This is a genomic window from Natronolimnobius sp. AArcel1, from assembly GCF_011043775.1.
Classification (GTDB): Archaea; Halobacteriota; Halobacteria; order Halobacteriales; family Natrialbaceae; genus Natronolimnobius.
In genome coordinates this window covers 474,750-499,302 of record NZ_JAAKXY010000005.1, presented here as the reverse complement: position 1 = coordinate 499,302, position 24,553 = coordinate 474,750, and the positions used below count along the sequence as shown (strand labels likewise).

The following is a 24,553-nucleotide window of genomic DNA, read 5'->3' as shown; positions in this document are numbered from 1 at the left end:
TAATTTCAAGCGGAAGACACCCTCTTCCGTGCCGAAATAGGGTGTAGACAAAAAGTATCTCCGAATCCCATGCCGGGATAGGAGTAACGGCTGGTTGGCACAGCCAGTAGCCGCCTTCCAAGGTGACTACAAACCTTAAACATCCCAACCCAGCGGTGCGGTGCCGTGGGAATCCTCGCGCTTCAGCGCGGGGAGGATGTCAACGCACCAACCATCAAATACGACGCGAACACGATGACCGTGTTCGACGACGAGACCGTCTCACTCACGACTCTGGAAAACCGAGTCCGATGCGAGATGGTGCTTCCTGAAGCTGACGATGGCTTCCAATACCAGTTCTTGAACAACGATGACTGGCACGTTGCCACGTCCACGCTCACCGCTCGTGACGGCGAGTTCTACTTGCACTTGGGGTTCCGCAAAGAGAGTCCGATGGATGATGTTGAAGAGTCTCCCGCGGAGGACAGGACAGTTCTCGGGGTTGACCTCGGCATCAACCACCTCGCAGTCACCTCAACCGCGCGTTTTGAACCCGGCAAGAAACTCGTCCACGAACGCGACTGCTTCGAACAGACTCGCGGCGGCCTCCAGAAAACCGGCACCCAGTCTGCCCACCGCACGCTTGTACGGATGGAGGGCCGTGAAGAACGGTATTACCGTGATAAACTCCATCGCGTGTCGAACGCAATTATCGACGAGCCCGTCGAGCACGACTGCACGCACATCGTGTTCGAAGACTTACGGTACATCCGAAAGCGCATTTCGAACGGGAAGAAGTTCCAGCAGTGGGCACCCCAAAAACTCGTCCAGTACGTTGAGTACAAGGCCGAAGAACGTGGGATTCGCGTTGAGTTCGTGAACCCGCGTTACACGAGCCAGCGGTGTTCGGAGTGCGGGCACACGAGCAAGGGAAACCGCACGGGAACGGAGTTCGAGTGTGAGAAGTGTGGAAAGGAACTCCACGCGGATTATAATGCGGCGAAGAACGTGGGATGGCGGTTTGTCCGTCGCGGGCTAAACGACTCGCGGCGGACGGGCGACAGTCAACTCGCCCTCAAGTCAGGGACGGTGAAGCCGAACCGGGGATTTGCCCCGTACCCAGACTACTTCGGGTCAGAGGCGGAGTCCACTGACAAGCCACGGGTCACCTGACCCGTGGCCGTTGACTTGTTTACGTCTGTATACTGAACCGTCTTGGATTTCTCATCGCTGTTAATTGCTGTCTCTGACTCTGAACCGCCCATATTGGCCTCCCCACCGGAAACTGTCTCAATATCTCCCCAGCGACAGGTGACGAGCCAGTCTGCTCGACCCGAGTCTGGTGTAACCTCGAGTCGAACGGGTTGCCCGAGTCCACTTGCAAAGCCGACAGCGAGAAATGAGCCAATCGGGTGATCAAAGCGATCAACGGGCCCAAATGCGCTTTCGGTGATCGCAACCGTGATTCGATTATGTTCTGGGTCGGTGTCGATCTCGGCGCTGCGAGCTAGTTCGAACTGCTGGATGAGGGCATCGGTGAGCTGTTCAGCAAGTACTGGTGGGGCACTAGCGAGTGTGCCAGTCAATCCACGTTCGAACTCTCGAAACAGTTCGGTTCCACTCGCAGTGAGTAACAGACCACGACTTTCTTCTGCAGCGACGAATGGACCTGATCGTGACTCTGGAACGGAGATATCGGCGTGCTGTGGCACGTACAGACGTGCAGGCTCGGTTTCACCGGGCACGTAGATTCGGTCTTCACGCAACCCGAGCTCATCAACGATGTCGGCCAGGTTTGCAGTCGTGGCGGTATAGACACGTTCACCGACATCAGCAGCGACGAACTGAGTTGGCGTGAGATAGTACGTCAGTACTGCACCGAAGAGACCAGTTGCACCAAGTCCGATCAATACCTCACGCGCGGTTGGAAAGAGTAGTCCACCGAGGACTGCAAGTAGTCCAATCCCAGCAAGTCCGATCGCCGTTGCACGGTACTGTGTCCGACGTGCTCGAACGTATTCCTCGCGCAATCGCTCGTTTTCTTCAGTTAAGAGTTCGACCTGTGCTGCAAATTCAACGGCGGTTTGATCAGTCGCTGCAGCTTTGGTATCGGTGCCTGTATCGGTCTCTGTATTGGAGTCACTCATCGCTCTGTTTTAGATTTGGTCGATTGCGTTTCGGGAACCAGTCCGAGCTCTACCAGTTCGTATCGATGCATCGTGTATGCTGTCAGCACAATACAAATACCAACCGTTCCTGTAGCAAGCCACAGCGGCTGTGTCTGGACTAGCCACCAGGTTAACACGCTATACACGGCCGTCCCAGTGACCAATCCACCACTCTCGAGGTAGCCCCATGATTGGCGCAATGCTGGCAACAAGGCGAGTGCGAGAAACGCCAGTACAATTCCACCCCATGTCACAGCAGTCGTTGGTGGTGATAGTACCGCAAGCAGTACAAACCCCGTTGCAATCGCATACGGCGTCCCCAAGGTGTACCAGACAGTTGCACCGACAAGTGCAATCACTGCGCCAAGTGGGCCAACAACCAGCGTCAGGATGATCACACAGGCGAGTATTGCGATAGCTGAGGGGATATCCCGTGCTGGCATCGACACCGGTGTTGACGTGTTCATGCGACCTCACCTCGTGGACGACGTGCAGCCAGCACACTCGCAAGTCGGTCTTTTGGCCCAACCTCGAGTGCGGTGACGCGGTTCATCCGCGCAAGGTCACGCCGTAACTCTTCGAATTCCACGTAGCGGTCGTACGCACGTTCGATATCTGTGAGGCCACCGGATTCATATAATACGGTGGGCGCGAGCAACACCATGACGGAGTTGCCGCTCTTGCGAGCGTACGTCACTGCTTCGCGGAGTTCGGCTGGGTTCGAATCATCCGTACAAATGATCGTCCAGCGTTGTGTGTCCGTCCGTTGGATAGCGGTTTTGACCGCTCCATAGAGGGGTTCGGATTCAATTCGTCTCTGGTAGCCATCTCTGGCCGCATAGAAGGGGCGCAGTGTCGAGACAAAATCCGTCGGCTCATCCACAGTTCCGTCAGTGAGTTTCTCGAGTGTCTGACGGGCGTCAGCAGCTGTTTTTTGAACGCCTGGCTGGTGTGGTTCAGCACGCGCTTTCGCATCGGCTCTCACAGCAGATTTGGTCTCAACGGTGTCGCCCTCGGGTGTTGTTGGCTCGAGTTCAAGCAGTTCGCGCTTGATCCGATTGTAGGTTGCAGGCGTCGTCGCTGGATCAATGCGAGTCGTGATTCCATCGTCTCCGACGCTCAGCAAGCCGATTGGATCGCCAAGTCGTCGTGCACTGGCAGCGATTGCGAGTGCAACTTCGCGAAGGTACTCGAGTTTTGTACCGTCTTCATTGCCTGTCCCGAGGACGCTTCGGTGATCAACAAGCAATAGCGTTCGGCGCTCCGTTTCGGCTTCATACTCTCGAACGTGTGGGGCGGATAGTCGTGCGGTTGCTTTCCAGTCAATTTGGTCCATCGTATCGCCTGGCATGTACTCCCGAAGCTCTGCAGGTTCGATGCCCGAACCGTGGCGTCCACCATCGTGTTCTCCGTATGCCGTTGCCAGTCGATCTCCTCCTTCGCCAACATGGATGGTTCGTGGTCCATGTGGCTCTGCTGTCACCGACGGTGCCGAGCCAATCGTGAGTGTCTGTTTAAAGAAGTTGTTCTCGACAACAACCGTTGGCGTTTCAAATGTATGATGGCCTGCAACAGACCACGAACACTCCAGTGTGTGACTAGCATCTGTTTCTCCCGGTGCGAGAATTACTTCCAAATCAGTATCTGATACTGCTACGGTTGGGAGTCCACCGTTGACTGCTATCGAGAGCGGCGATGGCTTATCGAGACTGACTGCGAGGGTTACTGGCACTGATTCACCAGTTTGGATTCCAGATCGCACTGGGGCCTGCTGGACCTCGAGTTGTGCGGCCGTTGTTCTCACTGTCTGCAGAAAATGATACTGCTGTACGATGATCCACGCACCGATGAGTCCGCTCCCGGCAAGCAACACAGGCTGGGCAGTACTAATTGCGAGCAGTCCAAGAAGGACGGCCAGTGCGATTGCTGCCCACAATCGGCGCGTGGGATGCATATTCGTTCGATGCGCGGGCCCCCTGTTGAAGGTACTGGTTCGGTAGCTCCGAATCGGGCATTGCGAGAAGACAGATTTTTGCGGTCTGGTTCACATTCGGCTACTGTGACATTCGCTGCTGGTCGGACGATTGCCCTCCTGGCTTTGATTTGCTGTCTGCTCGTGGCCACGACAGGGGTCGCTTTCGGTGCGTCGGCCTCACCTATGACGACGGATTCGGGCCACTCAGAGTCACTCTATTCGTCTGATCCAGTGGTTACATCTGTCGTTTCCGGTACGACACAGCAGGCAGACGACGATAACGAAACGGTTCGCCACCAGAATCCAGAGACGTACAGTGAGGATGCAGATGACGAGGAACTTGAGGAGTGGCTCTCTGGCTGGCTTTCTGAACAACTCGAAGAGAGTGCAGCAGAGATTAGCGACGGTCAGTATGATGCTGCAAGCGAATATCTCGGCGATGAATTTGACGAGCGCCTTGAACAGTACGTCTCTGTTTCCGGTGAGACTGATGATGACGAACCATCGGCCTATGAGCAGGCACAACAGGATCAGCAAAACCTCTCTGCGACGATTTCGGAGTACAACGAGACACAAGAGGAATATCAGGAGGCTCGTGATGACGGTGATGACGATCGAGCGCGCGAACTCGCACGCGAGCTCGAATCATTAGCTGGTGATATCAGTGATACGAGCCAGACAGTCCGTAACCACTACGATGCGATAGGCGAAGCAACCGATGCTGATGTCGATAGTTCGACGGAAGCGATTAACTCGACGAATCAATCAGTTCAAACAGATCAGGACCAAATCCGTGACTCTGAGTTTGAACAGACGACTATCGAGATTACGTCGACTGAATCAGAGACAGTATCATTTACTGATCCACTTGTCGCAACTGGTGAGGTAACCACAGATGATGGGACTCCGGTTGCCAATGAAACGATCCAACTCAATGTTGGCAATCAGTTACTCGAGGTAGATACGGATCAAACTGGTTCGTTCGAGTTCACATACCGACCGATTTCCATTGCTGCCGGGACGACTGATATCGATATTCAGTACATCCCTGATGACGAGTCGACACACCTTGACTCTGAAACGACCATTACAGCCGATGTTGACCAGGTCGAACCAACTATTTCGATCACATCTGTTGAACCTGAGACGGTCGCGTACAACGAGGCTGTCTCACTCGAGGTCGAGTTACAGGCTGATGGCCACGAAATCGATGACGTTCCACTTGCGGTCTCGATTGCTGAGACAGATCTTGGGACGGGTTCATTGGAGTCTGGATCTTTGTATCTGGATGGCGAACCGACTCTCCCGGCGGGTGTCAGTGCAGGCGAACAGCCTCTGAGGGTTTCGCTTCCGTTCGAAGACAGTGCACTCGAGCCCGTGACGGCCGAGACGACTGTGACGGTCGAAGAGACCGATCCAGATCTCACCATCGATGTGACCGACAGTGATGCGGATGAAAATGAACTCACTGTCAATGGATCGCTTACCGCTGTTGGTGACGGACTCGGTGGTGAATCTGTCGCGTTTGCTCTTGATGGAACAACGCTTGAGACAGTGACGACCGCAGAAGACGGTTCGTTCGGTAGCACTCTTTCGATTCCTGCAGACACGCCATCGGATGCTGAACTCACTGCGACGTATACCGATGCGGATACGAATATTGGAGACGCCAGCGAAACAACTACGCTTTCGCTTGCTGGTGACTCTACAGGGATCCCATGGCTCTGGATCGCGGTTGCGATGGGTGTGTTTGCAGTTGTCGGTGCCGGTGGTGGTCTTTACTGGTATCGATCTCGAGGCTCGCCTGGCACCTCTAGTGATAGTTCGAACGACTCCATCCCTCCTGGTAACCACGCAACCTCTGAGACAGTGGCTGTCTCCGAGCCATCCGCTCCATCGCTCACAGAGGTCTTATTCGAGGAAGCAACTGGCCGTCTGACTAATGGCGAGGCAGATGCAGCCGTCAGAACCTGCTATACAGCAGTGCGCCATACACTCGAGCCCCAACTTCGCTCGGCTAACACAGCCAGCTACACCCACTGGGAGTTCTATCGTGCGTTCCAACAACAGACGGCGACAACCTCAATGGCTGATTCACTCCGTACCATCACAGAAGGCTACGAGATGGCGACTTTCGATACGGCTGGTATCTCACAAACAGAGGCAGAAACGATTCTCGAGAACGCACAGCAACTGTGTGCAGATGACGACACCGACAGCCGATGACCGGTTGGTTTTTATTATCGTCGTCGCTACGTAGGTTCGAATGACCGAGTTGCGTTCACTGCTGGCATTGCTTCCACGTCCAGTCCGAACGCTCCCTGCCGATCTCGCTGTGGTTCTCATCTTTGTCGCGCTCACCAACGTCGCGGTCCTTGCGCCGGTCATCAGCGAGACCTCACTTCGAATTCCACTCGGACTGGTCTTTGTACTGTTTATCCCTGGCTATGCGTTCATAGCCGCGCTGTTTCCGGAAGAGGGCGACTCACCTACAGACACAGATTCTGATACTGATACAGACAGTGACTCCGACTCTGAGGCAGCACCAGATTCAACCTGGGGTTCAGAGACTGACTGGGGTTCGAGTTCGTCGTCGACTGCAGACGACAATACTGACGAGACGGGTCTGTTACAACATGGGCTTGGCCGGTCCGGTATTGATGGCATCGAACGCGTTGCACTCTCGTTCGGGCTCAGTATTGCGATCACCCCGCTTTTGGGACTCATATTGAACTTCACGCCGTGGGGGATTCGGTTGGTCCCGATTATGATCACTGTGAGTCTCTTTACGGTTCTTGCCACCGTGATTGCGGCCGTTCGTCGGTGGAATCTTCCCGCTGATCAGCGCTTTCGTGTTCCGTATAAATCGTGGTACGCCACAGGCCGATCAGAATTGTTGGAACCAGACAGTCGGGGCGACGCACTGTTGAACATCTTGTTGATTGCGTCGATTTTACTCGCTGCCGGTAGCGTCACATTTGCAGTTATGGTTCCACCGGACGGAGAACAATTTTCTGCCGTCTACATCCTGTCTGAAGACGATGATGGCGAGTACGTCGCAGATAACTACCCCACTGAATTTACGCAAGGAGAGTCAGAAGAGCTTGTCGTTGGTGTTGATAACAACGAACACCGCACGGTTGATTACTCTGTTGTACTGGTCGAACAGCAAGTAAGTCAAGACGGTAATGAAACGGTCGTGGACGAACAACGCGAACTCGAGCGCTTCGAAACACAACTTGCACACAACGAAACGTGGCATCATTCACACGACGTTGAGCCGACGATGACGGGCGAAGATATTCGACTGGTTTGGCTTCTCTACCCAGATGACATTCCCGAGGATGTCTCCATGGAGACTACAGACTATCACGTTCACCTTTGGGTCGACGTTGAAGAATGAATTGCTGGCTGTGACCTCCTCCTCGCCGTAAACAGCGAGGCTTCCCACGGCACCGCACCGCTGGGTTGGGATATTTGCTGGTTGACGACCTGTCGGCATGACGGGCCGCTGGCGGGGCCACACCGCCGTTACTCCTATCCCAGGTAGGGGGACTTGGAGTTATCTTGTAACCGAGACACCACAGCGGTTCGAGAGGGTGTCTCGAACGTTCTGGGTCTCGGAGTCCCGATATTGTCCGATTAGGTGGGCGGTCATGCCGCCTCGGTGTACGTCATGCTACGAGACGTTCCCACTTAAATATCAGTATTGTTGCTGAACGTGAGTTGTAGGGGCGTTGTCGGATTCACGCCCGTCGTAAACGACGGGATTCTCTCCTCGAAGAAAGATAGAAATTTCCATTTAAATCAGGAAGTATGACGCTCGTGCTACGATCCACTCCTGTACATGCGCTATTGTTTCCCGAAACAATACTACTATATGCTTGTCACCTTCTCCATTGTGTATGGGAATATCCTCTGCTGTCGTTCTTGCTGGGGGTGAGGGATCTCGAGTCCGTCCGTTGACAAGCAATCGGCCAAAGCCGTTGTTACCTGCGGCAACGACGCCAATTCTCGAGCACGTCTTTGATCAACTCATCGACGCAGGAATCACTGACATTACAGTTGTTGTCGGGTACAAGCGCAACCGTGTCCAAGCGCATTTCGGCTCAACGTATCGGAACGTACCGCTAACGTACGTCGTTCAGGAGCAACAACTTGGAAGTGGACACGCGTTACTGGCTGCTGAATCCGAAGTAGACGAGGCTGTCCTTGTTGTCAATGGTGATCAGTTCGTTGAGAGTCCAATCATCGCTGATGTACTTGCGTCCCACACCGGTGATACTGTTGGAACACTCGGCGTTCTCAATCGAGTTGAGATTGGCTCATATGGCGGTGTGATCGTCGAAGACGGCACTGTCACAGAAATTGTTGAGAACCCACAGGATGATCGAACGTATCGGCTCAATGCAGGTGTCTATGCGTTCGAGCCCGCGATATTCGATGCAATATACGACGCAGAGCCACAAGCTGGTGAATATTCATTGACGGATGCGATTAGTGAACTGTGTACCGATGGAGCGATTGGTGCAACACGGTCTGCTGGCACCTGGGTTGATGCAACATATCCGTGGGATTTGCTTGATATCTCATTTGAGTTACTCGAGTCGGGCCTTCTCGAGACACATGGTAATACGTCAGTTGCTGAGTCGACGACAGTTCATGACTCAGCTATTGTCCGCGAGCCGGTCGTTATTGCCTCCGATTGTGAAATTGGTGCTAACGCTGTCGTCGGTCCCTACACCTGCCTTGGTGAGAACACAACAGTAGGATCGAATGCTGTTGTCGAGCGGAGCGTCCTTGATGCTGATACGCGAGTTGAGTCTGGGGCAACCGTCGTCGACTGTGTCACTGGTCTTGGCGTCACTATTGGCCCCGGAACAACAATTCCTGGCGGCCCTGGTGATGTTCGTGTTGGTAATCAAGTCTTTGAGGGCGAGCAATTGGGCGCATTGCTCAGTGACCGCGTTGAAGACCGTGGTGGGAGCACGTACGTTCCAGGCACTGTCGTCGGCTCAGAGACAGTCATCGAAGCCGGAGCAACAGTCCGTGGAACGGTGTCGGACGGAACGGAGGTGCGATCATAATGTGTGGGATTATTGGTTACTCCGGTACCGGCAACGATGTCCAAGAAGTACTGTTAACGGGCCTTTCTGGACTCGAGTACCGTGGCTATGACTCTGCAGGTTTTGCCATTTCAAATGGCTCATTAGCCGTCCACAAGCGCGAGGGTGATGTTTCGGGACTGGAAGCCGAAGTGCCAGCAAGTAACCACGATGGGCTTGCTGGGATTGGTCACACCCGCTGGAGTACGCATGGTCCACCCTCGGACGAAAACGCCCACCCACACACCGATTGTGAGTCACGTGTTGCCGTTGTCCACAATGGGATCATCGAGAACTACCAAGCACTTCGGACAGAACTTTCGACGGCCGGCCATGAGTTCGAAAGCGATACTGATACTGAAGTTATCCCACATTTAATCGAATCAGCGCTCGAGAACGGTGCTACTCCTGACCAGGCATTTCGACAGGCTGTTGACCGCCTCGAGGGGAGCTATGCAGTTGCAGCGGTGTTTCAGGCCGATGAGACCATCTACGTAGCACGCAATGAGTCTCCACTCGTCCTTGGCGTCGGTGACGACGGACACTATCTTGCCAGTGATGTCCCTGCATTTCTCGAGTACACAGACCGGGTAATCTATCTCGAGGATGGACAGTTTGCACGAGTTAGCCCGTCTGGAATCGTCGTCACGGACGAACAGGGAGCAGTCATCGACACGGCAATTGACACTGTCGATTGGGATCCTGAGGACGCCGGAAAATCAGGCTACGATCACTACATGCTCAAAGAGATCCACGAACAACCAACTGCACTCCGTAAGTGTCTTCGTGAGCGTGTCTCAGAACTCGAGAACACAATAACTGTTGACGAACTATCTTCGCTCGAGTCCACCGGTCCAATCCAGTTTGTCGCGTGTGGCACCTCTTATCACGCAGCATTGTATGGCGCCCGTTTGCTCCGTGAGAATGGGCGCTCCGCACAGTGTTTCCTTGCCAGCGAGTACGATGCGCGCTCGATCCCGATTACTGATGAGACTCTTGTTGTTGGAGTCACACAAAGCGGTGAAACTGCCGATACGATGAGTGCGCTTCGAGCCGCGAATCAGGCTGGTGCAACGACGCTTGCGCTCACGAACGTTGTCGGTAGTTCTGCTGCACGCGAGTGTGACCATGTGATGTATATTCGGGCCGGTCCAGAGATCGGCGTCGCCGCAACCAAAACGTTCGTGAGTCAGCAAGCTGCTCTCGCCATGCTCTCTGGTGTGCTGTCAAATGGGGACTCACCAACGCTGATCAAAGATCTCCGTGGGCTCCCTGACAAACTGCAACACGTCCTCGACGAGTCAACGGCTCAGGCAGTTGCTACCGAGTTCGTCGACGCCGATGCATACTTTTTCATCGGCCGGGGCTACAATGCACCAGTCGCTCTCGAGGGAGCACTCAAAATGAAAGAGATCACCTATAAGCATGCTGAGGGCTTTGCAGCTGGTGAACTCAAACATGGCCCACTTGCGCTCGTCACTGAGCGCACGCCAGTCTTTGCAGTGGTCACTGGCACAGATGCAGCCAAGACAATTGGCAACATCAAAGAAGTCGAGGCCCGCGGTGCCCCTGTAATCGCTGTGACTGATTCACCAGAAGCGGTTGGTCAATACGCATCGCATGTACTCGCGGTTCCTGATGCTGGACCCTATCTAACACCCATTCTGGCTAATGTCCAGTTGCAGTTGGTTTCGTATTGGGTTGCCAATCAGTTGGATCGCTCAATCGATAAACCTCGGAATCTCGCAAAAAGCGTTACCGTCGAGTAGCCCAAATTACACATCTCTGCGGATTCCGATCTCTGCTCAGTTCACCTATCGGAAATGATGTGCGAAAATCAAATAACTCAATTCGGTCTCCCCATGGATTACGGAATACTACAGAACATCTCATGAAATCAGAGAATCATCGCACTATGTTCATTGTTCATGGAGAAAATACCAATTTATTTTTATAGGTTGGAGAATCAACCATTGAACTGCAATGAGACGGCTTACCATCCTTGTTGTGCTTACTGTAATCACTCTATTAATCGCCATGTTAGCGAAAAATGGGGGCACAACAGTAGAAGAGTACGACCCAGTTGATAACTGGGAATGAGAACACCCGTACAGATATTGAGAACAAACTCTCTCACTAGAATTTATATTCTATTACTTCATTGACTTGGACAATGCCTGAATGTGCCGAGTGTGGTAGTCACGTGACGTCGGATTTTGTTCGAGTTTATGGCATTGATGGAGAGGTACATGGCTGTCCATCGTGTTCCACGTATTCTGAACTCAAAGAAGGTAGTGCAGCAGGAGAGAACAATCTTTAATTTCACTGTTCAAAATTGCGGGTGTGGTGGGAACCCGTCCAACAGAACGGGACTTGGACACACAGTTTTGTCCACTCTTCTCCGTTCTCGAGGCGGCTGAGCGGCGTAGTCATCCCGATGAATTGAGCGGTTCGTCCCCGAACCATATACATTTTTAAATAAACATCTCTATAAATACTCACTTCTCTCGCTTCCAACCTGCCAATCCTCCCGTCAGAAAAAATACCATAACTGGTTGCTCAGAACTATTAATTAATTCCCACCGAAGGGAGTATTATCTGATGACAATACAACCCAACAGCCAATCGGAGGTACCTCGCGTACATATTAATCAGTGGGCCACTCTGGACTGTGGAACTACTATGACTCGACAATTGATCAGATTATCCATCTCAGTGGAACGACTCGAGTCAGCGCTGGCGGGTCAATTCGCTGGACAGGCATAATTCGGGTGGGGGTGATAGCATGAGTCTCACAAAAGGACGACCACAACACGCAGCTGTTGCCGGGGGGCAGTCAGACGAAACGGAGAGTGACCGCGAAATAGCCTATCAGGTTCTGGGGAATCAGCGACGGCGCTTTACAGTCCACTATTTGATTCAACATGGCGGGCCGGTCTCGCTTCGCCCGCTTTCAGAACAAGTTGCCGCATGGGAAAACAATGTCCCGAGGCAAGCGGTAACGCCACAGCAGCGAAAGCGCGTCTACACGGCTCTGCATCAGGCACATCTACCGAAGTTGGATCGGTACGGACTCATCACGTACGATACGCGCCAGACAGTTGTCAAGCCTACGGACGACCTCAAGAGGCTAACTGTCTACATGGATGTTGTCTCAAGTGATGATGTTCCGTGGAGTGTCTTCTATACAGGAACCGCGGCACTGCTTGGTGGCAGTGCGCTTCTTGGATGGGGTGGCCTCCTTCCGTTCGGACTCGTTTCTGGCTACCTTTGGGCGATTCTCATTTCGGCGGTGATTATGCTGACGGGCGTTGTTAACATGTATCGAGACCGGCACAATCGACTCGGTGTCGAAGGGCCGCCGCCGGAAGTTTCTCATCACTAATCACTGACGACGGAGTCGATACGAGGATTCTTGGTACCCTCCGCGGTGTTCAGGTTTTCGCGATATACCTATAGTAACAACTGAAACTGTTTACACACCAATCGCACAGCCCTCGTGCGATTGGGTGTGCACTGACGTTCAGTGGCTACTATAGCACACCCCCGCATGCTGGTAGGTCATTTATGACCACTCGCTAACAAGAGTCAGTACGGAATGAGCGTTACTCGAATCGAACCCACAGTGATCGGTGTCCAAGTGTGATGGGTCAGCAATTTGGCTGGGATCGTTCGCCAGGTCAGTCTGAAACGACGGTCGACCGTGAAATGGCGTATCAGATCCTCCAAAACAGGAGGCGGCGATTCACGCTTCATCATCTCGTCCAGGTGGGGAAACCCATTCCGTTGCGAGCGCTTTCTCGACAGGTAGCCGCCTGGGAGAATGGGGTGTCAACGAGTGCTGTGACACCACAACAACGCAAGCGTGTGTATACCGCGTTACACCAGTCACACTTACCAAAACTCGAGCGAATGGATATCGTTCGATACGACACCCGCCAGACTGTTGTTCGTCCAACTGATGCACTCGAGACGTTGACTGTCTACATGGATGTCGTACCCAGGGCTGGTGTTCCCTGGAGCGTTCGCTATACCGCTATTGCGGCAGTGCTCTGTGTCGGCGCGCTCTTTGGCTGGGTAGGAATCGTCCCCGCTGCGTGGTACTCTGGTCATGTCTGGGCTGTTGGCACGTCACTGTTGTTCGTTGTGCTTGGACTGTGTCACAGATACCGGACCTGTCGTGGGCGCTCGACACAGCGCGGTCCGCCACCCGAAGTGTCTTCTACTGACTCAAATTGAGCGTCGACTCCGGTACTGTGCAATCGATACCAACACAAAGACGACCGAAATCACAAGCGCACCTACGGAGCCGGTTCCTCCGGCTGTCATCACGGTCAGACTGAGTGCCACAATTCCACTTCCAAACGAAGTGAGGAGTCCAATCCTCTCCCACCGGCGTGCGTGGGTACTCGAGTTGAGGTGGGTTGCGAGGTCTGCCACCGTTGGGGTCGACCGGATCACGCCGGCGCTTTGATCGTACTCGATCACACCTGCCCGATCCATTTTCGGCAAATGGGTCTGGTAGAGCGACGTGTAGACGCGTTTTCGCTGTTTGTAGGTAATCTCTTGCGTCGAAACGTTGTTTTCCCAGGCGGCGATCTGTTCGGCAACGTCGCGCAGTCGAACGACCTCTTCGTCCGACTGAACCAGATACTCGATCGTATACCGTCGACGCGGGTTTGAAAGAATTTTGAACGCTCCATCACGTGTTGCTTCGATCTGTGGCCTCGAGGGCGCGTCCGATTGTGCATCTGTCTCGGTCTGGTCGTCGCCGCCCGTCCCAACCCGTTGCATCTGACAGTAGTCGCGCCAGATGAGGCATAAGAATACTCTACTTGTTGGTGATCTAATATCATAATAGCTGTGCGATCGATTGTGCTGTCGATCAAATATGCCATTCAAACCGTGATTTCGACAGCGTTTCCGTACAATACGGGGTTTGGAGCTCGGTACGGCCACTGTAACTACCGATCTACCCACAATAGGAGTGCTATGCCACGGACACACCGCTTTGATACACTCCTCGAGCGATTCAAGAACCCGGCCTACACTGGCGACAATCGGTGTATTCCCTGTACAGCCATCAATACGTTCCTGGCCGGTGTGATTGCCCTCATTGCTGGCGTCGTCGCACGCGCCAGTTCCGCTGGTGGTGTCGTTGCTGGGCTCTTCGTGTTTGGCTGTGCGCTGAGTGTCATCTATTTTCGAGGGTATCTCGTTCCCGGAACACCTCGTCTGACCAAGCGATACCTTCCGGATTGGCTGCTTGCGATATTTGACACGGCTGACGATCCGGCTCGAGGGTTGTACAACCCGGAGGTCGAGTTGCGTCGAATCGGGGCGATTGAACCTGATCCTCGAGTCGATGACCTGTTGTTGACACCGTCGTTCGCACAGGCGTGGCGCGAATCACTGTCGGCATGTACGAACACGGAGAGTGACCTTCGACATGGTATCGCTGACATCTTGTTGCTGTCTCCGGATCGTCTTGCGGTCTCGTCGGAGCTGTCGTCGTTTATCGCGACCTACGACGGCGACACGATTGCGAGATGGGAGTCACAAGCGGCTTGTCGAGCCGACGTCGCCGCAGCCGTTGTCCTCGCCCAGCGAGACCCTGACTGGGGCCGCCGTTCTATCGACGACCGGATGGAGTTACTGGCGACGTTACGATTCTTTCTCGAGCGTTGCCCGAACTGTACGGGTACGGTCTCACTGGCACACGGCGTCGTAGAGTCCTGTTGTCGAACTCTAGACGTTGCCGTCGTTACGTGTGAAGACTGTGATACTCGAATAGCTGAGGTACCGATCGATCTCGATGCAGCTGAATCGGCAACAGTGGCCACTACAGTCAGTGACTGGCGGAAATAGGCCTCGATCTGGGACCGTTGTCTGCCTAGACGTTCTCCGCAAAAAATTAAATCAGAGCGTCGGCGATCGGAGCGCTCGAGCGATTTGCCAGCGGTTTGTCCAGAGTTGTCCGCTAATGGCGATGGTGAACGCGACCAGAAAGACCGCAGACCACAAGAGTGGGTCGACAGCCGAGACGGCGGGTGCCTCGAGCAATGCGGCCAATAGGACAGTCAGCGAGAGGACGCCAAGCGTTCGATACACTTCGCTCCAGGTAATGCCATACCCGGCTTCGACCGCCATATACTGGTCGACGTCGTGGGCACGCTCGTGTAGTTGTACGGTTCGACTGTCGCGGTCGTACTGGACAATCCCGAGTTCGTGAAGCTTCGGAAGGTGTGTCTGGTGGAGCGAGTTATACACGCTTTCGCGAAGCTTCGATGGTGGAGGCGTTTCCCCTGTTTCCCGCGCTGCAACCTCTTTCGATAGTTGGTGCAACGACATTGGTGCTGCCTCACTCGAGTACATGAGCTCTCGAATGGTCTCTCTCCGGCGGCGATTCGCGAGTATTTCGTAGATCTGTTCTTCCGGAATGGTGTTCGTGTTGAACATTGTCTGCTACTGAACGACGTGGACATGGTATCCACGGTCATCCCCCACATGCTGGGTAGCTACCAGCTACCATATGTACACACTCCATACCGGTATCGTATACAGTGTTTGTACTCGAGCAATATTGTTTCAAGTAACACCAGCTAGTAGAAATATAGAATTTATTCTGCATTGACGGGTTCTTGGAGGTGGGGTTGAGAACCATACGTCAGTCAAATACACCATTTGACGCGACTCAACGGAGTGTTCGACATCTTGGCGACCGTTCTATCAATTCGTTCGATGGTGACGTGCTCGCTCATAACTACACCGGTACCCGGTCTGGATGAAAACAACCCAACCGCCGACAACACCGGCGACTTGGGGCTTACAACCATGACCGACGACAACAAACTTCGACTGACGCGGCGACGTGCCCTTGGTGGCCTCGCCGGTATTGGTATCGCATCCGCAGGCGCAGGCATCGGAACGAGCGCGTATTTCAGTGATCAGGAGTCTTTTGAGGACAACACGATCACAGCCGGTGAGTTCGCACTGAGTGTTGAACAACTTGTCCACGACATTGATCAGGATGGAATCGGTCCGGACGAGATGTTCTTTGATGAAGTGAGTGGCGGGGACGGTCTCTGGGCCACTGAAACGATTGAAATCGAAGACGCCAAACCCGGTGACGAGTACGAATTCTGCTGGGAGATTACTGTTGACGAAAATCCCGGCTACGTCGCACTTGCTGCTGACAGCAGCGATTACGACGGCGTCGAAGCCGAGAACGTCGACCTGGACGACCTTTGGGACGTCGATGACGAAGACGACCTCACGACCGTCGCCGAAGCGACGGAGGTCGACGACGTGACGCTCGAGGACGAGACCATCGCGGAGTACGACTCGCTCGCGGACCTCCTTGATTCCCTCGCAGACGGCGAACTACTCGTCGACGAGGATGGGGATGCTGCTGACTTCGAGATCGAGGAGTCACAGGAACTCTGCATCGAACTGAGCATTCCGACCGACGTCGGAAACGAACTGCAGGGGGCTGTCCTCGAGTGGGATCTGGCATTCTACGCTGAACAGCAGCGACACAACGACGATCTCGAAGAATTCGTCGCGCGTGCTGCTGCAACGGTCGGAGACGAGGAGTCCGACGACTAACCCGTCGCCGATACTCACATCCTGATTCCATATGAGTAAGAAAATTACATTGACGCGACGCAAGGCCCTCGCTGGAATCGGTGCCATCGGCGCGTTGTCGGCGGGGGCCGGGCTGGGGACGAGTGCGCTCTTTAGTGATCAAGAGTCGTTCGAAGGGAACGAACTGACCGCTGGCGAACTTGACCTCAGAATCGACTGGCAACAGTTGTACTTCGGTCCGGAGACGAACCAGGATCACTACGCACCGTACGGTGACGCAGGGTATCCGTTCGTCAACGCACACCCAGATCACGACACCAACGGTATGCAGTCGCTCGATCTCAGTGCCTTTGACGATGGGGAATTCGCTGACCAGTCGGACGAGGTGTCGTACATGGACGAAGTCGAGGATCCTGAAGAAGGCGCAAACATTCAGGAGTATCTGACCTGTGAGACGCTTTCAAACTTCGAGGATCCAGCTGACTTTGCAAACGGAGTCGAACCCGAACAGCAGCGGTTGATCGAACTCGACGATGTGAAGCCAGGAGACTGCGGTGAGGTCACGTTCAGTCTCCACCTGTGCGATAACTCTGGGTACATCTGGATGCTTGCCGACATCGGTGACTACGATGCGGAGTTAGCAGAAGCCATCCAAGTCCAAGCCTGGTACGATCTCGGGTGTACGAACACACTCCTCGAGGACGACGGCGATGTCGTCTTTATCGAGACAACCGATCTCAAGACGTTCCTCGAGGACCGTCTCTCACCCGACGGACGATTCCTCAACCCAGACGTCTACGACGGCAGTGGGGTCGATGCTGGTGGTGATCCAACTGACCCACAACCACTCGAGCCGATTACGTTCGAAGAGAACGGTGTCCACATCGAGAACGGAGAGGTCCTAGAGATTCGAGACGAGAACGACGATGGTGTCGATGAAGTTGAGATTGAACTCAAACTCGTCTCTGTCGATGGTTCGGTCTGGTTCGATGTTGTCCTGTCGGACTTACAGATCCCAACATCGGACGGACTCGAGCGGACGGCCGTCGATGCAGACGCGGATGATCTCTCGGAAATCACGCGATTCGACTGGGATATTGTCGACTCGAGTGATGACTTCGGGTTTGGAGAACTCGTGATCAACGAGGATGGGGACACCCTCGTGACGTTCGATGGCTGTACGACCGGACAGACCAATGTTCGTATTCCAGAGAACGACAACGAAGACGAGATTAACGTCATCGAGTTCCGGTACTGCCCTGATGATGACGTTATCCCACCGTGTTTCCCGCCGGATGAGACGTTCTGTGTCGCCTTCAAATGGTGTCTCCCAACGACGACACCAGAGCACCTCGAGGATATCAACGAGTTGCAGGGGCGATCGCTGAGCTTTGATCTTGGATTCTACACCGAACAGTGTCGCCACAACACCCTGCCGTCTGGTCCATCCGGAGTCTAACGGCGGCCAGGGCCCATTGTTCATTGTCATTCACACACCCTGACCCGTGCTGGCATTCGGCGGTTCGATTCCGCCGGCGGGTTTTCGTACACCGTGCGTACGCTCTCGACAAGATATGCCTGACCGAATCCCACGACGAACGGTACTCGCTGGGCTGGTTGGCGGCGTCTCGATCACGACCGCCAGCGTTGCCCTGACGACTGACCGTAGTCAGTCGTTCACCAGAACCACGGCGATAGCAACCGACAGCGTTGATGGACTCGTTGCTGACTGGCGAGAAACGTACAACGGCGCAACGCTGACGCCACTGGACGACAGCGATGGCACAGCCTCGTCGAGCGAGCCGGGAATTTCTGTGGGGAACGTCTTGCCAGGTGATTCGGGCTCGCTAAGTGTTCGGCTCCGCCTCGAGAGTGAGGACTCGAGTCTTGCAGTCGTGCCGTCGATGGCGTTCGATCTTGCTTCGGGCGAGTCCTCACCGTTGCAAGCGTTTATCAACGGGTCTGTCTGGTATGACGGCGGACTCTTGGGAATCTCCGCGTTCGGCGGTGATAACGGCGAGCAAGACCTTGGTGAATCACTCGTCCACCCTGAGGCTGATGGCACGCTCGAGGATCTTGCGGCCGTATTCCGTGATGGTATCGACCTTACTGGAACTCCTGAACGGCTTGGGGGACGCTGTCTCGAGTCTGGTGGCGACGGCGTTACAGTCACGTTTGGCTGGTCGTTCCCGCCGGATCAACCGAACATCAACGCGGCACAGGGAGACTCTCTTGAGTTTGATCTCTCCTTTGATGCCACACAGTGCTAACGACGACTGACAATGATACTTCACGACTTCCCAACCAGGTCTGAACGGGGTTCAATACCGTGGGGACTCCAGTTTCACACGCCGGCGCGGTCCAACAGCACATGCTTGAAAGCCGGTAAGCGATGCTTGTTGGTCGGTGTTCGACCCGGTACACACTGTATGCTTATGAGTTGTCCGTCTGTGAGCCAACACAGTATTCCAGGCCTCTCAGTTGAAACGTCCGTGCTTCCGTACCGATTGAACGAGCGACGAAAACAGGATGAGACCATGATCGTCTCTCCACCGAGTGGTCGACTGGCCTGGAACGAACCCGCCAACCGCAGAGTGTGACTCATGACAAACCGATCTACCGAACCGACTCGCCGACAACTGCTCGGAGCCGTTGCCGGTGCCGGCGCCCTTGGTGCGACCGCTGGTGTTACTGCTGCCCGCCTCGCACACTCTGAGCGCAATTCAGCAACGATTCAGGCGGGTGAGGTCTCGGTTGAAATTGACTGCTCGAGGTGTAACAGTACTGATGACGAACTTACTGTCTCGTTCAGTGATATCGAACCTGGCGACCGAGACTCCGAAACATTTTCGCTGACACTTGACGGAAATCCATCACACCTCTGGCTCAAAACAGCCTGTCCATCTACCGTCGACCCGCTTGCTGATGCACTCGAGGTCAGCGTCGTATTTGTTCGCAACGGTGAGGAAACCCAGTTGTTCCCAACGGACGGTGACTCCGGCTCGCTGTCTGCGCTCCGTCGAACATTCAGTGGAGGCGTCCATCTCGATGATCAGAGCGAAGACACCTGCTTCTCCGCAGACGATGATCTTTCGTTGGAACTTGAGTACGAACTACCGGCCGACGCGGAGTGGACCGTCAACGCACAGGCAGACTTTTCGTTTCGCCTGTTTGCTCAGCAATGTCGCTCACAGCCTGCTGACCTCAAGAACCCGTTCGACCCAACTGAGGACTGTCCGGAACTCAAGTGTCCTGACTGTGTCGAACTGGGCAAACTCGATGTTGAAGGCGATCAGCTGGAGCCGCGCGTATACGAATTCGACGAATTAGATGACAGATTTACAGTTGATCACGAGTACCAACTCGAGGTGTTGGGGGTGACGAATAAGGGAGAGGGGGCTGGTGCTGAGACGGTGTGTTCACGCATTCGGCTCTTAGAAGATGGCGACGAGAACGGTGCCCCACCAATCTGTCGAGTGACGGTCGGTGGTGGACGGCCAATGGACCCGCCAAGCGATCCTGACTCACGGGTTGCAAGCTACGACGTGTCGCCGCCGCTCACCCGGACACGACAGTCGGTCTGTGCTGCCCATGGCGACGCAAAAACTGACCCTGATTCCGTCGACGATAGCGAGCGGCCGGCGATTAGCAACCTCTCGGTTTACGTCTGCCCACCTGCGGAGGCTGGTGATTCCCGATGAATATCCGAAAACTAGCTCACATCGGTGGTATCGTCCTGTTGATCACGCTTGTTGTACCGTTCATCGTGTACGCCGTTCCTGGTGTAATTGGTGCCGATCACGGATTTGTTGTCCTCTCGGGCAGCATGGAGCCGGAACTCTCGCCTGGTGATGTCGTCATTGTCGATGAGACTGACCCAGAAGCCATCACTGACGGCGATGTCATCACCTACGCCGAAGCCGACGAGGCAACGCCGGTGACACACCGCGTGATCGATGTCCAGGAACAAAACGGCAATGTGGCGTACGAAACGCAGGGTGATGCAAATCCTGAGCCAGATACGGAACTCGTTCCTGAAGATAACCTCCTCGGGTCGGTTATCCTGACGATTCCGCTTATCGGTCACGTCATCCAGTTTGGCTCGACACCGCTTGGTATCGTGTTGCTCGTGGGCATTCCAGTCGGATTCCTCGTCCTCTCGGAACTCTGGTCGCTGTTCCAGTCCGTCGAACACGACTCGAGCGACACAGCGCCTGATTCACCGGGGGAGACGGCAGCTGCCTCAAACACTACAGACGACACAGATGAGGTCACTGGAACGGCAGCCGACGCAGAGATGACTCACACACGTTCCAGTGACCAAGACGGCGAGTCGGCTGATGGGATGGATGGGGACGATGTCGTCGGCGTCCATGCAGCGGATCTAACGCTTACACTCGGTATTCTGTCTCTGGTGATGCCATACAGCATCTACGTTGCAATGTTGGTGCAGACACCACTCGCGATCACTGCAGCGTTCGCCACGAGTTTTTCCTTCCTTGGCCTTGGTGCCATCTGGCTCGCAGCACGACGTAGCGGCGCAGAATCAGATGGCAGCTCTGCTGGTGCCTCGGGTCCGTTACCAGATGGTTCCGACGCTCTCAATCGAGATGAGGGAGACTCCACTTCAACTGACGAGGTCGCTGTACAGGACGCTGAATCTGGGCCCATTAGCACACCGGATGAATCCGCGTTCATCTGGGAAGGCTCTCAGACAACCGATTCGACACCTTCGGGCGCTGGTGTCACTACCGAGACTGCAGACAACACTAGCCAGCAATCCGTTGATAACGAGGAGGTAGTCCAATGAGTCGTCGTCTGGTCGCCGTCATTGCAGTGATAATTATTGGGAGCGCTGTTTTCAGTGGCGCAGGAACCCTTGCCATGTTCTCTGACTCTGAACAGGTAACCAGCGAGTTTTCGACAACCACAACTGACGACGATTCTGTCTCGACAGTCACAACCGCAGCTACCAATCAGCCTGCTGTCGGTCCGTCCGATCTCGAGGAGTCAGCAGATACGAGTGAGAACGAGACCGCATCGAGTACAGACAACGAGACCGCTTCTGAAAAGGACGTACTCGAGGATGAAAATACGAATACCGATTTCGGTGGTGATTCTGTCGAGAATACGAGCGAACGTATTGACAACGATCAAGATGATAGTGAAGACGATAACGTCACAGAAAACGGATCTGACAATGAAAGTGACATCCACACCGATGCCAATAGAGATTATTAACGCTGAATAACTCCTTAGAGCAATATACTCTACTCTTGATACCGATGTCAGAGCCAAACTGATTCTCACAATGTATGTGTATGTATCAATTTAATATACGTTCAGAAGAGTTTATAATAGTGCAGGCACAGGAAGAGACGAGGCTGTTCGAAAATGACAACCAAAAGCGATGCAGCGACACCCGTGCAGATCCGAACCGCACGACCTGCCGATGGAGAGGCGATTGGACGACTCTTTACGAACAGTCCTGACGAAGGGGCCGTGAGTTTTGCACCACGGTTTGCGTACGATCCATACGACGTCTACGCTGGGTTACGACCTGATACGACGGGATTTGTTGCCGAAACCGATGATGGGCGACTCGCAGGAGTGGGTTTCGTTTCATTTACCGAAGCGCGCTTCGACGATGAACTACGGCCAAGTGCACTATTAAACGCGCTTGCAGTCCATCCTGATTTCCGCGGGCAGGGACTAGCCAAACGGATTGTCACACAACGTATCGAGTTCGCCCGAGAACAACTGGGCGAAGACTGCGTTGTGTTCTCGAATATCCAGCACGGAAACGATCCCTCAGAAGCGGTCGCTGAATGGTGGGCCGATTCGCTCGAGTCCGAGTTCGTCATGTATCCCGCCTCACCGCTCGAGGAGGGTCCGACCACCGACCGCATTGCTATTCACGACGGAACTCTGGATGAGCAAGCAGTTGCCGTCGAACAGTCAAACGAATTCTACTCCGAGACGGACGTGTACCGACCGTACACAGCTTCGGGCCTGACAGACCGGCTTGGTGATTCGCCGATCGAGGAACCGATTCATCGCTACGTCGTTGCGACCGTCGACGACGAGGTCGTTGCAGGCGTTTTCGCCTCGGACATGCACAAAGTGATGTCTCTTGTTGTTGATTCACTGCCACCGGAACTCGAGGAGGCAGACTCACTGCCACCGGCGATTCCCGACAGCAAGGAACTTCGAATGACGATGCTCTCTGACCTTTGGTATGCATCCGGACACGAAGACGCCGCACGGACACTCTGGGAAACGCTTCGGGCGAATCCTGGCGGCGCGAATCGCCTTATGCTGAATTACGATCCACGGGGACCGCTCGGCGATGTCCTCGAGCTTGAGGCAGGTGTTGGCGAAATGAGTCTCTCTGTTGCGATTGCGGGTGCACCGGTTCGGAACGATCCAATTGCGCCGTTGTTCTGACTGTCGGCCTTCCCCGCTCATGGATTTATGATACGGACCGTTAGTGACATATCGAGTTGTACGCGGATATCCTCTCCGTCAGGTACAGGGATCACATACTCGAGAATTGGTGGCTCAGTCTGAACGTGGTGACACGGCCAATCGGGTGGTCGAGAGAGTGCTCCCCACGTCTGATCAGTGACGTCTCTCCCACGTTCGTACATAGTTGCGATGACATGTGGATCAGTCGCAACGACGATTGCCGGAAACGTCATCAGCGATCGATTACACACATCACACGAAACGGCAACGAACTCATCCGTCGTTCGTCCACAGGCATCACAGACGTGTTCTTCTGTCAATTCATGCTCGAGGCAGGTCTCGAGAATTTCTGTCGTGGTTGTGCCACCACACTCTGGACAAATACCTGCAGCGAACGATCGGTGCACTTGTTGGCCGAGTTGAAACGCAACTTTGAATGTCTCGATTGGGTCACGACCCTGGACGCTAGCTGGCGATACTTCGAATCCAGCCAGTGTTCCACTAGGAAGCGTTTCGTCCTGTGCGAAGGCCCCATCGCAGGACGAACAGCGGATAAACAGCCAATCATCGTCTAACGAAATTGTTGACTCTGCGTTGCAGTACGGACAGGGCTCGTTGATCGGAACCGACTCGAACTGTGTCTCATTAGAAATGTTTCCTGCTCTGACGGCGCGAACAACCCGAACGCCTGCCTGACGGATGCGATATCCCCCATCAACCCGACGGATGAATCCCGCGTCTCGTAGTGTTCGAAGATGGTAATTGAAATTGCCAGAATCTCGCGTAAAGTCCTTCTCGAGGCGTTCACTGACCAACATAGCGAGTTCAGCATAGGCAACGGGTTCGGCGGCGAACGTATCGGCCTTTTGTGCCCGTTGCAGAACGTCTAAGACAGCCAGTCGAAGATCATGACTCAGTACCCCAAAGGCATCATCCGGTAAACTCACGGAGAGATCGTCTGTCATGAATTTCGTCTCCTTGTCGACTTGAACTGGTGCAACAAGGGAGTGGACTCCTGTGCGTGGTTGTCTCGTCTAGATTTTCTTATTGGTTGTGGACTATATATGTCACGATATACGTTCGGTTTTTGAGGTGTCTTGTCCTGTTTCCCGGACGAATCAGTGTCTCATCGCTCGGTAGTACTCACTCATCAGCAAATTTGATAGGCGAAAGAGCCTGCTGTTGTAAAATAGCCTTCTTTTAGGAAATAGGCACCTATTGTACAGGGCAGCAACACCTTCATCGTTTTCCGCACATGGTTTCCTTCCCGC

21 protein-coding genes are annotated in these 24,553 nt (G+C 54.3%); 15 read left to right on the top strand and 6 right to left on the bottom strand.

The window, feature by feature from the left end; all coding sequences use genetic code 11:
- Nucleotides 1-165 precede the first annotated feature (165 nt).
- A complete protein-coding gene (locus tag G6M89_RS17360) occupies nt 166-1,152 on the top strand; it encodes an RNA-guided endonuclease TnpB family protein (RefSeq protein WP_165163132.1) in 987 nt (328 codons plus the stop codon).
- Here the strand turns inward: G6M89_RS17360 and G6M89_RS17355 are convergent.
- The 3 genes from G6M89_RS17355 to G6M89_RS17345 are packed head-to-tail and all read right to left on the bottom strand — an operon-like array spanning nt 1,104 to nt 4,101.
- Complete coding sequence (locus G6M89_RS17355) at nt 1,104-2,126, bottom strand: hypothetical protein (RefSeq protein WP_241175393.1); 1,023 nt, start codon at nt 2,124-2,126, stop codon at nt 1,104-1,106. The two genes, G6M89_RS17360 and G6M89_RS17355, sit on opposite strands and share 49 nt — an antisense overlap.
- The gene (locus G6M89_RS17350) at nt 2,123-2,614 is read right to left on the bottom strand and encodes a hypothetical protein (protein WP_165163131.1); all 492 of its coding nucleotides are present in this window, start codon (nt 2,612-2,614) and stop codon (nt 2,123-2,125) included. The genes G6M89_RS17355 and G6M89_RS17350 overlap by 4 nt, the downstream gene beginning before the upstream one ends.
- Nucleotides 2,611-4,101 carry a DUF58 domain-containing protein gene (locus G6M89_RS17345; RefSeq protein ID WP_165163130.1) on the bottom strand — a complete coding sequence of 497 codons (1,491 nt, stop codon included), beginning with the start codon at nt 4,099-4,101 and terminating at the stop codon, nt 2,611-2,613. The genes G6M89_RS17350 and G6M89_RS17345 overlap by 4 nt, the downstream gene beginning before the upstream one ends.
- A gap of 204 nt (nt 4,102-4,305) precedes the next feature.
- Between G6M89_RS17345 and G6M89_RS17340 the strand changes: the two genes are divergently transcribed.
- The 6 genes from G6M89_RS17340 to G6M89_RS17315 all read left to right on the top strand — a co-directional run bounded on the left by G6M89_RS17340 (nt 4,306) and on the right by G6M89_RS17315 (nt 13,466).
- Nucleotides 4,306-6,348 carry a hypothetical protein gene (locus tag G6M89_RS17340; RefSeq protein ID WP_165163129.1) on the top strand — a complete coding sequence of 681 codons (2,043 nt, stop codon included), beginning with the start codon at nt 4,306-4,308 and terminating at the stop codon, nt 6,346-6,348.
- A gap of 40 nt (nt 6,349-6,388) precedes the next feature.
- On the top strand, nt 6,389-7,525 hold the full coding sequence (locus tag G6M89_RS17335; protein ID WP_165163128.1) for a DUF1616 domain-containing protein: 1,137 nt from the start codon (nt 6,389-6,391) through the stop codon (nt 7,523-7,525).
- Between the two features lie 502 nt (nt 7,526-8,027).
- Nucleotides 8,028-9,209 (top strand): sugar phosphate nucleotidyltransferase, encoded by a 1,182-nt coding sequence (locus G6M89_RS17330; protein ID WP_165163127.1) that lies wholly within the window; start codon nt 8,028-8,030, stop codon nt 9,207-9,209.
- A complete protein-coding gene (gene glmS / locus G6M89_RS17325; protein ID WP_165163126.1) occupies nt 9,209-10,996 on the top strand; it encodes a glutamine--fructose-6-phosphate transaminase (isomerizing) in 1,788 nt (595 codons plus the stop codon). The genes G6M89_RS17330 and glmS overlap by 1 nt, the downstream gene beginning before the upstream one ends.
- A gap of 1,016 nt (nt 10,997-12,012) precedes the next feature.
- Nucleotides 12,013-12,612, top strand: coding sequence for a hypothetical protein (locus tag G6M89_RS17320; protein WP_165163125.1), 600 nt, complete (start codon nt 12,013-12,015; stop codon nt 12,610-12,612).
- Nucleotides 12,613-12,872: 260 nt separating this feature from the next.
- Nucleotides 12,873-13,466, top strand: coding sequence for a hypothetical protein (locus G6M89_RS17315; RefSeq protein ID WP_165163124.1), 594 nt, complete (start codon nt 12,873-12,875; stop codon nt 13,464-13,466).
- On the opposite strand, the gene G6M89_RS17310 is transcribed toward G6M89_RS17315, so the two are convergent.
- Nucleotides 13,458-14,021: a hypothetical protein gene (locus tag G6M89_RS17310; RefSeq protein ID WP_165163123.1), complete on the bottom strand. Its 564-nt coding sequence runs from the start codon at nt 14,019-14,021 to the stop codon at nt 13,458-13,460. The genes G6M89_RS17315 and G6M89_RS17310 overlap by 9 nt on opposite strands.
- A 198-nt stretch (nt 14,022-14,219) precedes the next feature.
- Between G6M89_RS17310 and G6M89_RS17305 the strand changes: the two genes are divergently transcribed.
- Nucleotides 14,220-15,095, top strand: a complete 876-nt coding sequence (locus G6M89_RS17305) for a hypothetical protein (protein ID WP_165163122.1) — start codon at nt 14,220-14,222, stop codon at nt 15,093-15,095.
- A gap of 51 nt (nt 15,096-15,146) precedes the next feature.
- On the opposite strand, the gene G6M89_RS17300 is transcribed toward G6M89_RS17305, so the two are convergent.
- On the bottom strand, nt 15,147-15,686 hold the full coding sequence (locus G6M89_RS17300; RefSeq protein ID WP_165163121.1) for a hypothetical protein: 540 nt from the start codon (nt 15,684-15,686) through the stop codon (nt 15,147-15,149).
- Nucleotides 15,687-16,061: 375 nt separating this feature from the next.
- Between G6M89_RS17300 and G6M89_RS17295 the strand changes: the two genes are divergently transcribed.
- The 7 genes from G6M89_RS17295 (at nt 16,062) to G6M89_RS17265 (ending at nt 23,261) form a co-directional block, all read left to right on the top strand.
- Nucleotides 16,062-16,835, top strand: a complete 774-nt coding sequence (locus G6M89_RS17295; RefSeq protein ID WP_165163120.1) for a SipW-dependent-type signal peptide-containing protein — start codon at nt 16,062-16,064, stop codon at nt 16,833-16,835.
- 31 nt (nt 16,836-16,866) lie between these two features.
- Nucleotides 16,867-18,273, top strand: a complete 1,407-nt coding sequence (locus tag G6M89_RS17290) for a SipW-dependent-type signal peptide-containing protein (protein ID WP_165163220.1) — start codon at nt 16,867-16,869, stop codon at nt 18,271-18,273.
- A 115-nt stretch (nt 18,274-18,388) separates the two neighbouring features.
- Entirely contained in the window at nt 18,389-19,084 is a 696-nt protein-coding gene (locus tag G6M89_RS17285; protein WP_165163119.1) for a hypothetical protein, read from the top strand.
- A gap of 333 nt (nt 19,085-19,417) precedes the next feature.
- Nucleotides 19,418-20,515 carry a hypothetical protein gene (locus G6M89_RS17280; protein WP_165163118.1) on the top strand — a complete coding sequence of 366 codons (1,098 nt, stop codon included), beginning with the start codon at nt 19,418-19,420 and terminating at the stop codon, nt 20,513-20,515.
- Nucleotides 20,512-21,624: a signal peptidase I gene (locus tag G6M89_RS17275; RefSeq protein WP_165163117.1), complete on the top strand. Its 1,113-nt coding sequence runs from the start codon at nt 20,512-20,514 to the stop codon at nt 21,622-21,624. The genes G6M89_RS17280 and G6M89_RS17275 overlap by 4 nt, the downstream gene beginning before the upstream one ends.
- Nucleotides 21,621-22,055 (top strand): hypothetical protein, encoded by a 435-nt coding sequence (locus G6M89_RS17270; RefSeq protein ID WP_165163116.1) that lies wholly within the window; start codon nt 21,621-21,623, stop codon nt 22,053-22,055. The genes G6M89_RS17275 and G6M89_RS17270 overlap by 4 nt, the downstream gene beginning before the upstream one ends.
- A gap of 153 nt (nt 22,056-22,208) precedes the next feature.
- Entirely contained in the window at nt 22,209-23,261 is a 1,053-nt protein-coding gene (locus G6M89_RS17265) for a GNAT family N-acetyltransferase (RefSeq protein ID WP_165163115.1), read from the top strand.
- Nucleotides 23,262-23,278: 17 nt separating this feature from the next.
- Here G6M89_RS17265 and G6M89_RS17260 read toward each other — a convergent pair whose 3' ends face one another.
- Nucleotides 23,279-24,247 (bottom strand): helix-turn-helix domain-containing protein, encoded by a 969-nt coding sequence (locus tag G6M89_RS17260; RefSeq protein WP_165163114.1) that lies wholly within the window; start codon nt 24,245-24,247, stop codon nt 23,279-23,281.
- Between the last annotated feature and the right edge of the window lie 306 nt (nt 24,248-24,553).

Excerpts from the sequence above, each read along its gene's own strand:
- G6M89_RS17355 (WP_241175393.1), bottom strand. The coding sequence starts at position 2,126 with ATGAGTGACTCCAATACAGAGACCGATACAGGCACCGATACCAAAGCT.
- G6M89_RS17350 (WP_165163131.1), bottom strand. The coding sequence starts at position 2,614 with ATGAACACGTCAACACCGGTGTCGATGCCAGCACGGGATATCCCCTCA.
- G6M89_RS17345 (WP_165163130.1), bottom strand. The coding sequence starts at position 4,101 with ATGCATCCCACGCGCCGATTGTGGGCAGCAATCGCACTGGCCGTCCTT.
- G6M89_RS17340 (WP_165163129.1), top strand. The coding sequence starts at position 4,306 with ATGACGACGGATTCGGGCCACTCAGAGTCACTCTATTCGTCTGATCCA.
- G6M89_RS17335 (WP_165163128.1), top strand. The coding sequence starts at position 6,389 with ATGACCGAGTTGCGTTCACTGCTGGCATTGCTTCCACGTCCAGTCCGA.
- G6M89_RS17330 (WP_165163127.1), top strand. The coding sequence starts at position 8,028 with ATGGGAATATCCTCTGCTGTCGTTCTTGCTGGGGGTGAGGGATCTCGA.
- glmS (WP_165163126.1), top strand. The coding sequence starts at position 9,209 with ATGTGTGGGATTATTGGTTACTCCGGTACCGGCAACGATGTCCAAGAA.
- G6M89_RS17320 (WP_165163125.1), top strand. The coding sequence starts at position 12,013 with ATGAGTCTCACAAAAGGACGACCACAACACGCAGCTGTTGCCGGGGGG.
- G6M89_RS17315 (WP_165163124.1), top strand. The coding sequence starts at position 12,873 with ATGGGTCAGCAATTTGGCTGGGATCGTTCGCCAGGTCAGTCTGAAACG.
- G6M89_RS17310 (WP_165163123.1), bottom strand. The coding sequence starts at position 14,021 with ATGCAACGGGTTGGGACGGGCGGCGACGACCAGACCGAGACAGATGCA.
- G6M89_RS17305 (WP_165163122.1), top strand. The coding sequence starts at position 14,220 with ATGCCACGGACACACCGCTTTGATACACTCCTCGAGCGATTCAAGAAC.
- G6M89_RS17300 (WP_165163121.1), bottom strand. The coding sequence starts at position 15,686 with ATGTTCAACACGAACACCATTCCGGAAGAACAGATCTACGAAATACTC.
- G6M89_RS17295 (WP_165163120.1), top strand. The coding sequence starts at position 16,062 with ATGACCGACGACAACAAACTTCGACTGACGCGGCGACGTGCCCTTGGT.
- G6M89_RS17290 (WP_165163220.1), top strand. The coding sequence starts at position 16,867 with ATGAGTAAGAAAATTACATTGACGCGACGCAAGGCCCTCGCTGGAATC.
- G6M89_RS17285 (WP_165163119.1), top strand. The coding sequence starts at position 18,389 with ATGCCTGACCGAATCCCACGACGAACGGTACTCGCTGGGCTGGTTGGC.
- G6M89_RS17280 (WP_165163118.1), top strand. The coding sequence starts at position 19,418 with ATGACAAACCGATCTACCGAACCGACTCGCCGACAACTGCTCGGAGCC.
- G6M89_RS17275 (WP_165163117.1), top strand. The coding sequence starts at position 20,512 with ATGAATATCCGAAAACTAGCTCACATCGGTGGTATCGTCCTGTTGATC.
- G6M89_RS17270 (WP_165163116.1), top strand. The coding sequence starts at position 21,621 with ATGAGTCGTCGTCTGGTCGCCGTCATTGCAGTGATAATTATTGGGAGC.
- G6M89_RS17265 (WP_165163115.1), top strand. The coding sequence starts at position 22,209 with ATGACAACCAAAAGCGATGCAGCGACACCCGTGCAGATCCGAACCGCA.
- G6M89_RS17260 (WP_165163114.1), bottom strand. The coding sequence starts at position 24,247 with ATGACAGACGATCTCTCCGTGAGTTTACCGGATGATGCCTTTGGGGTA.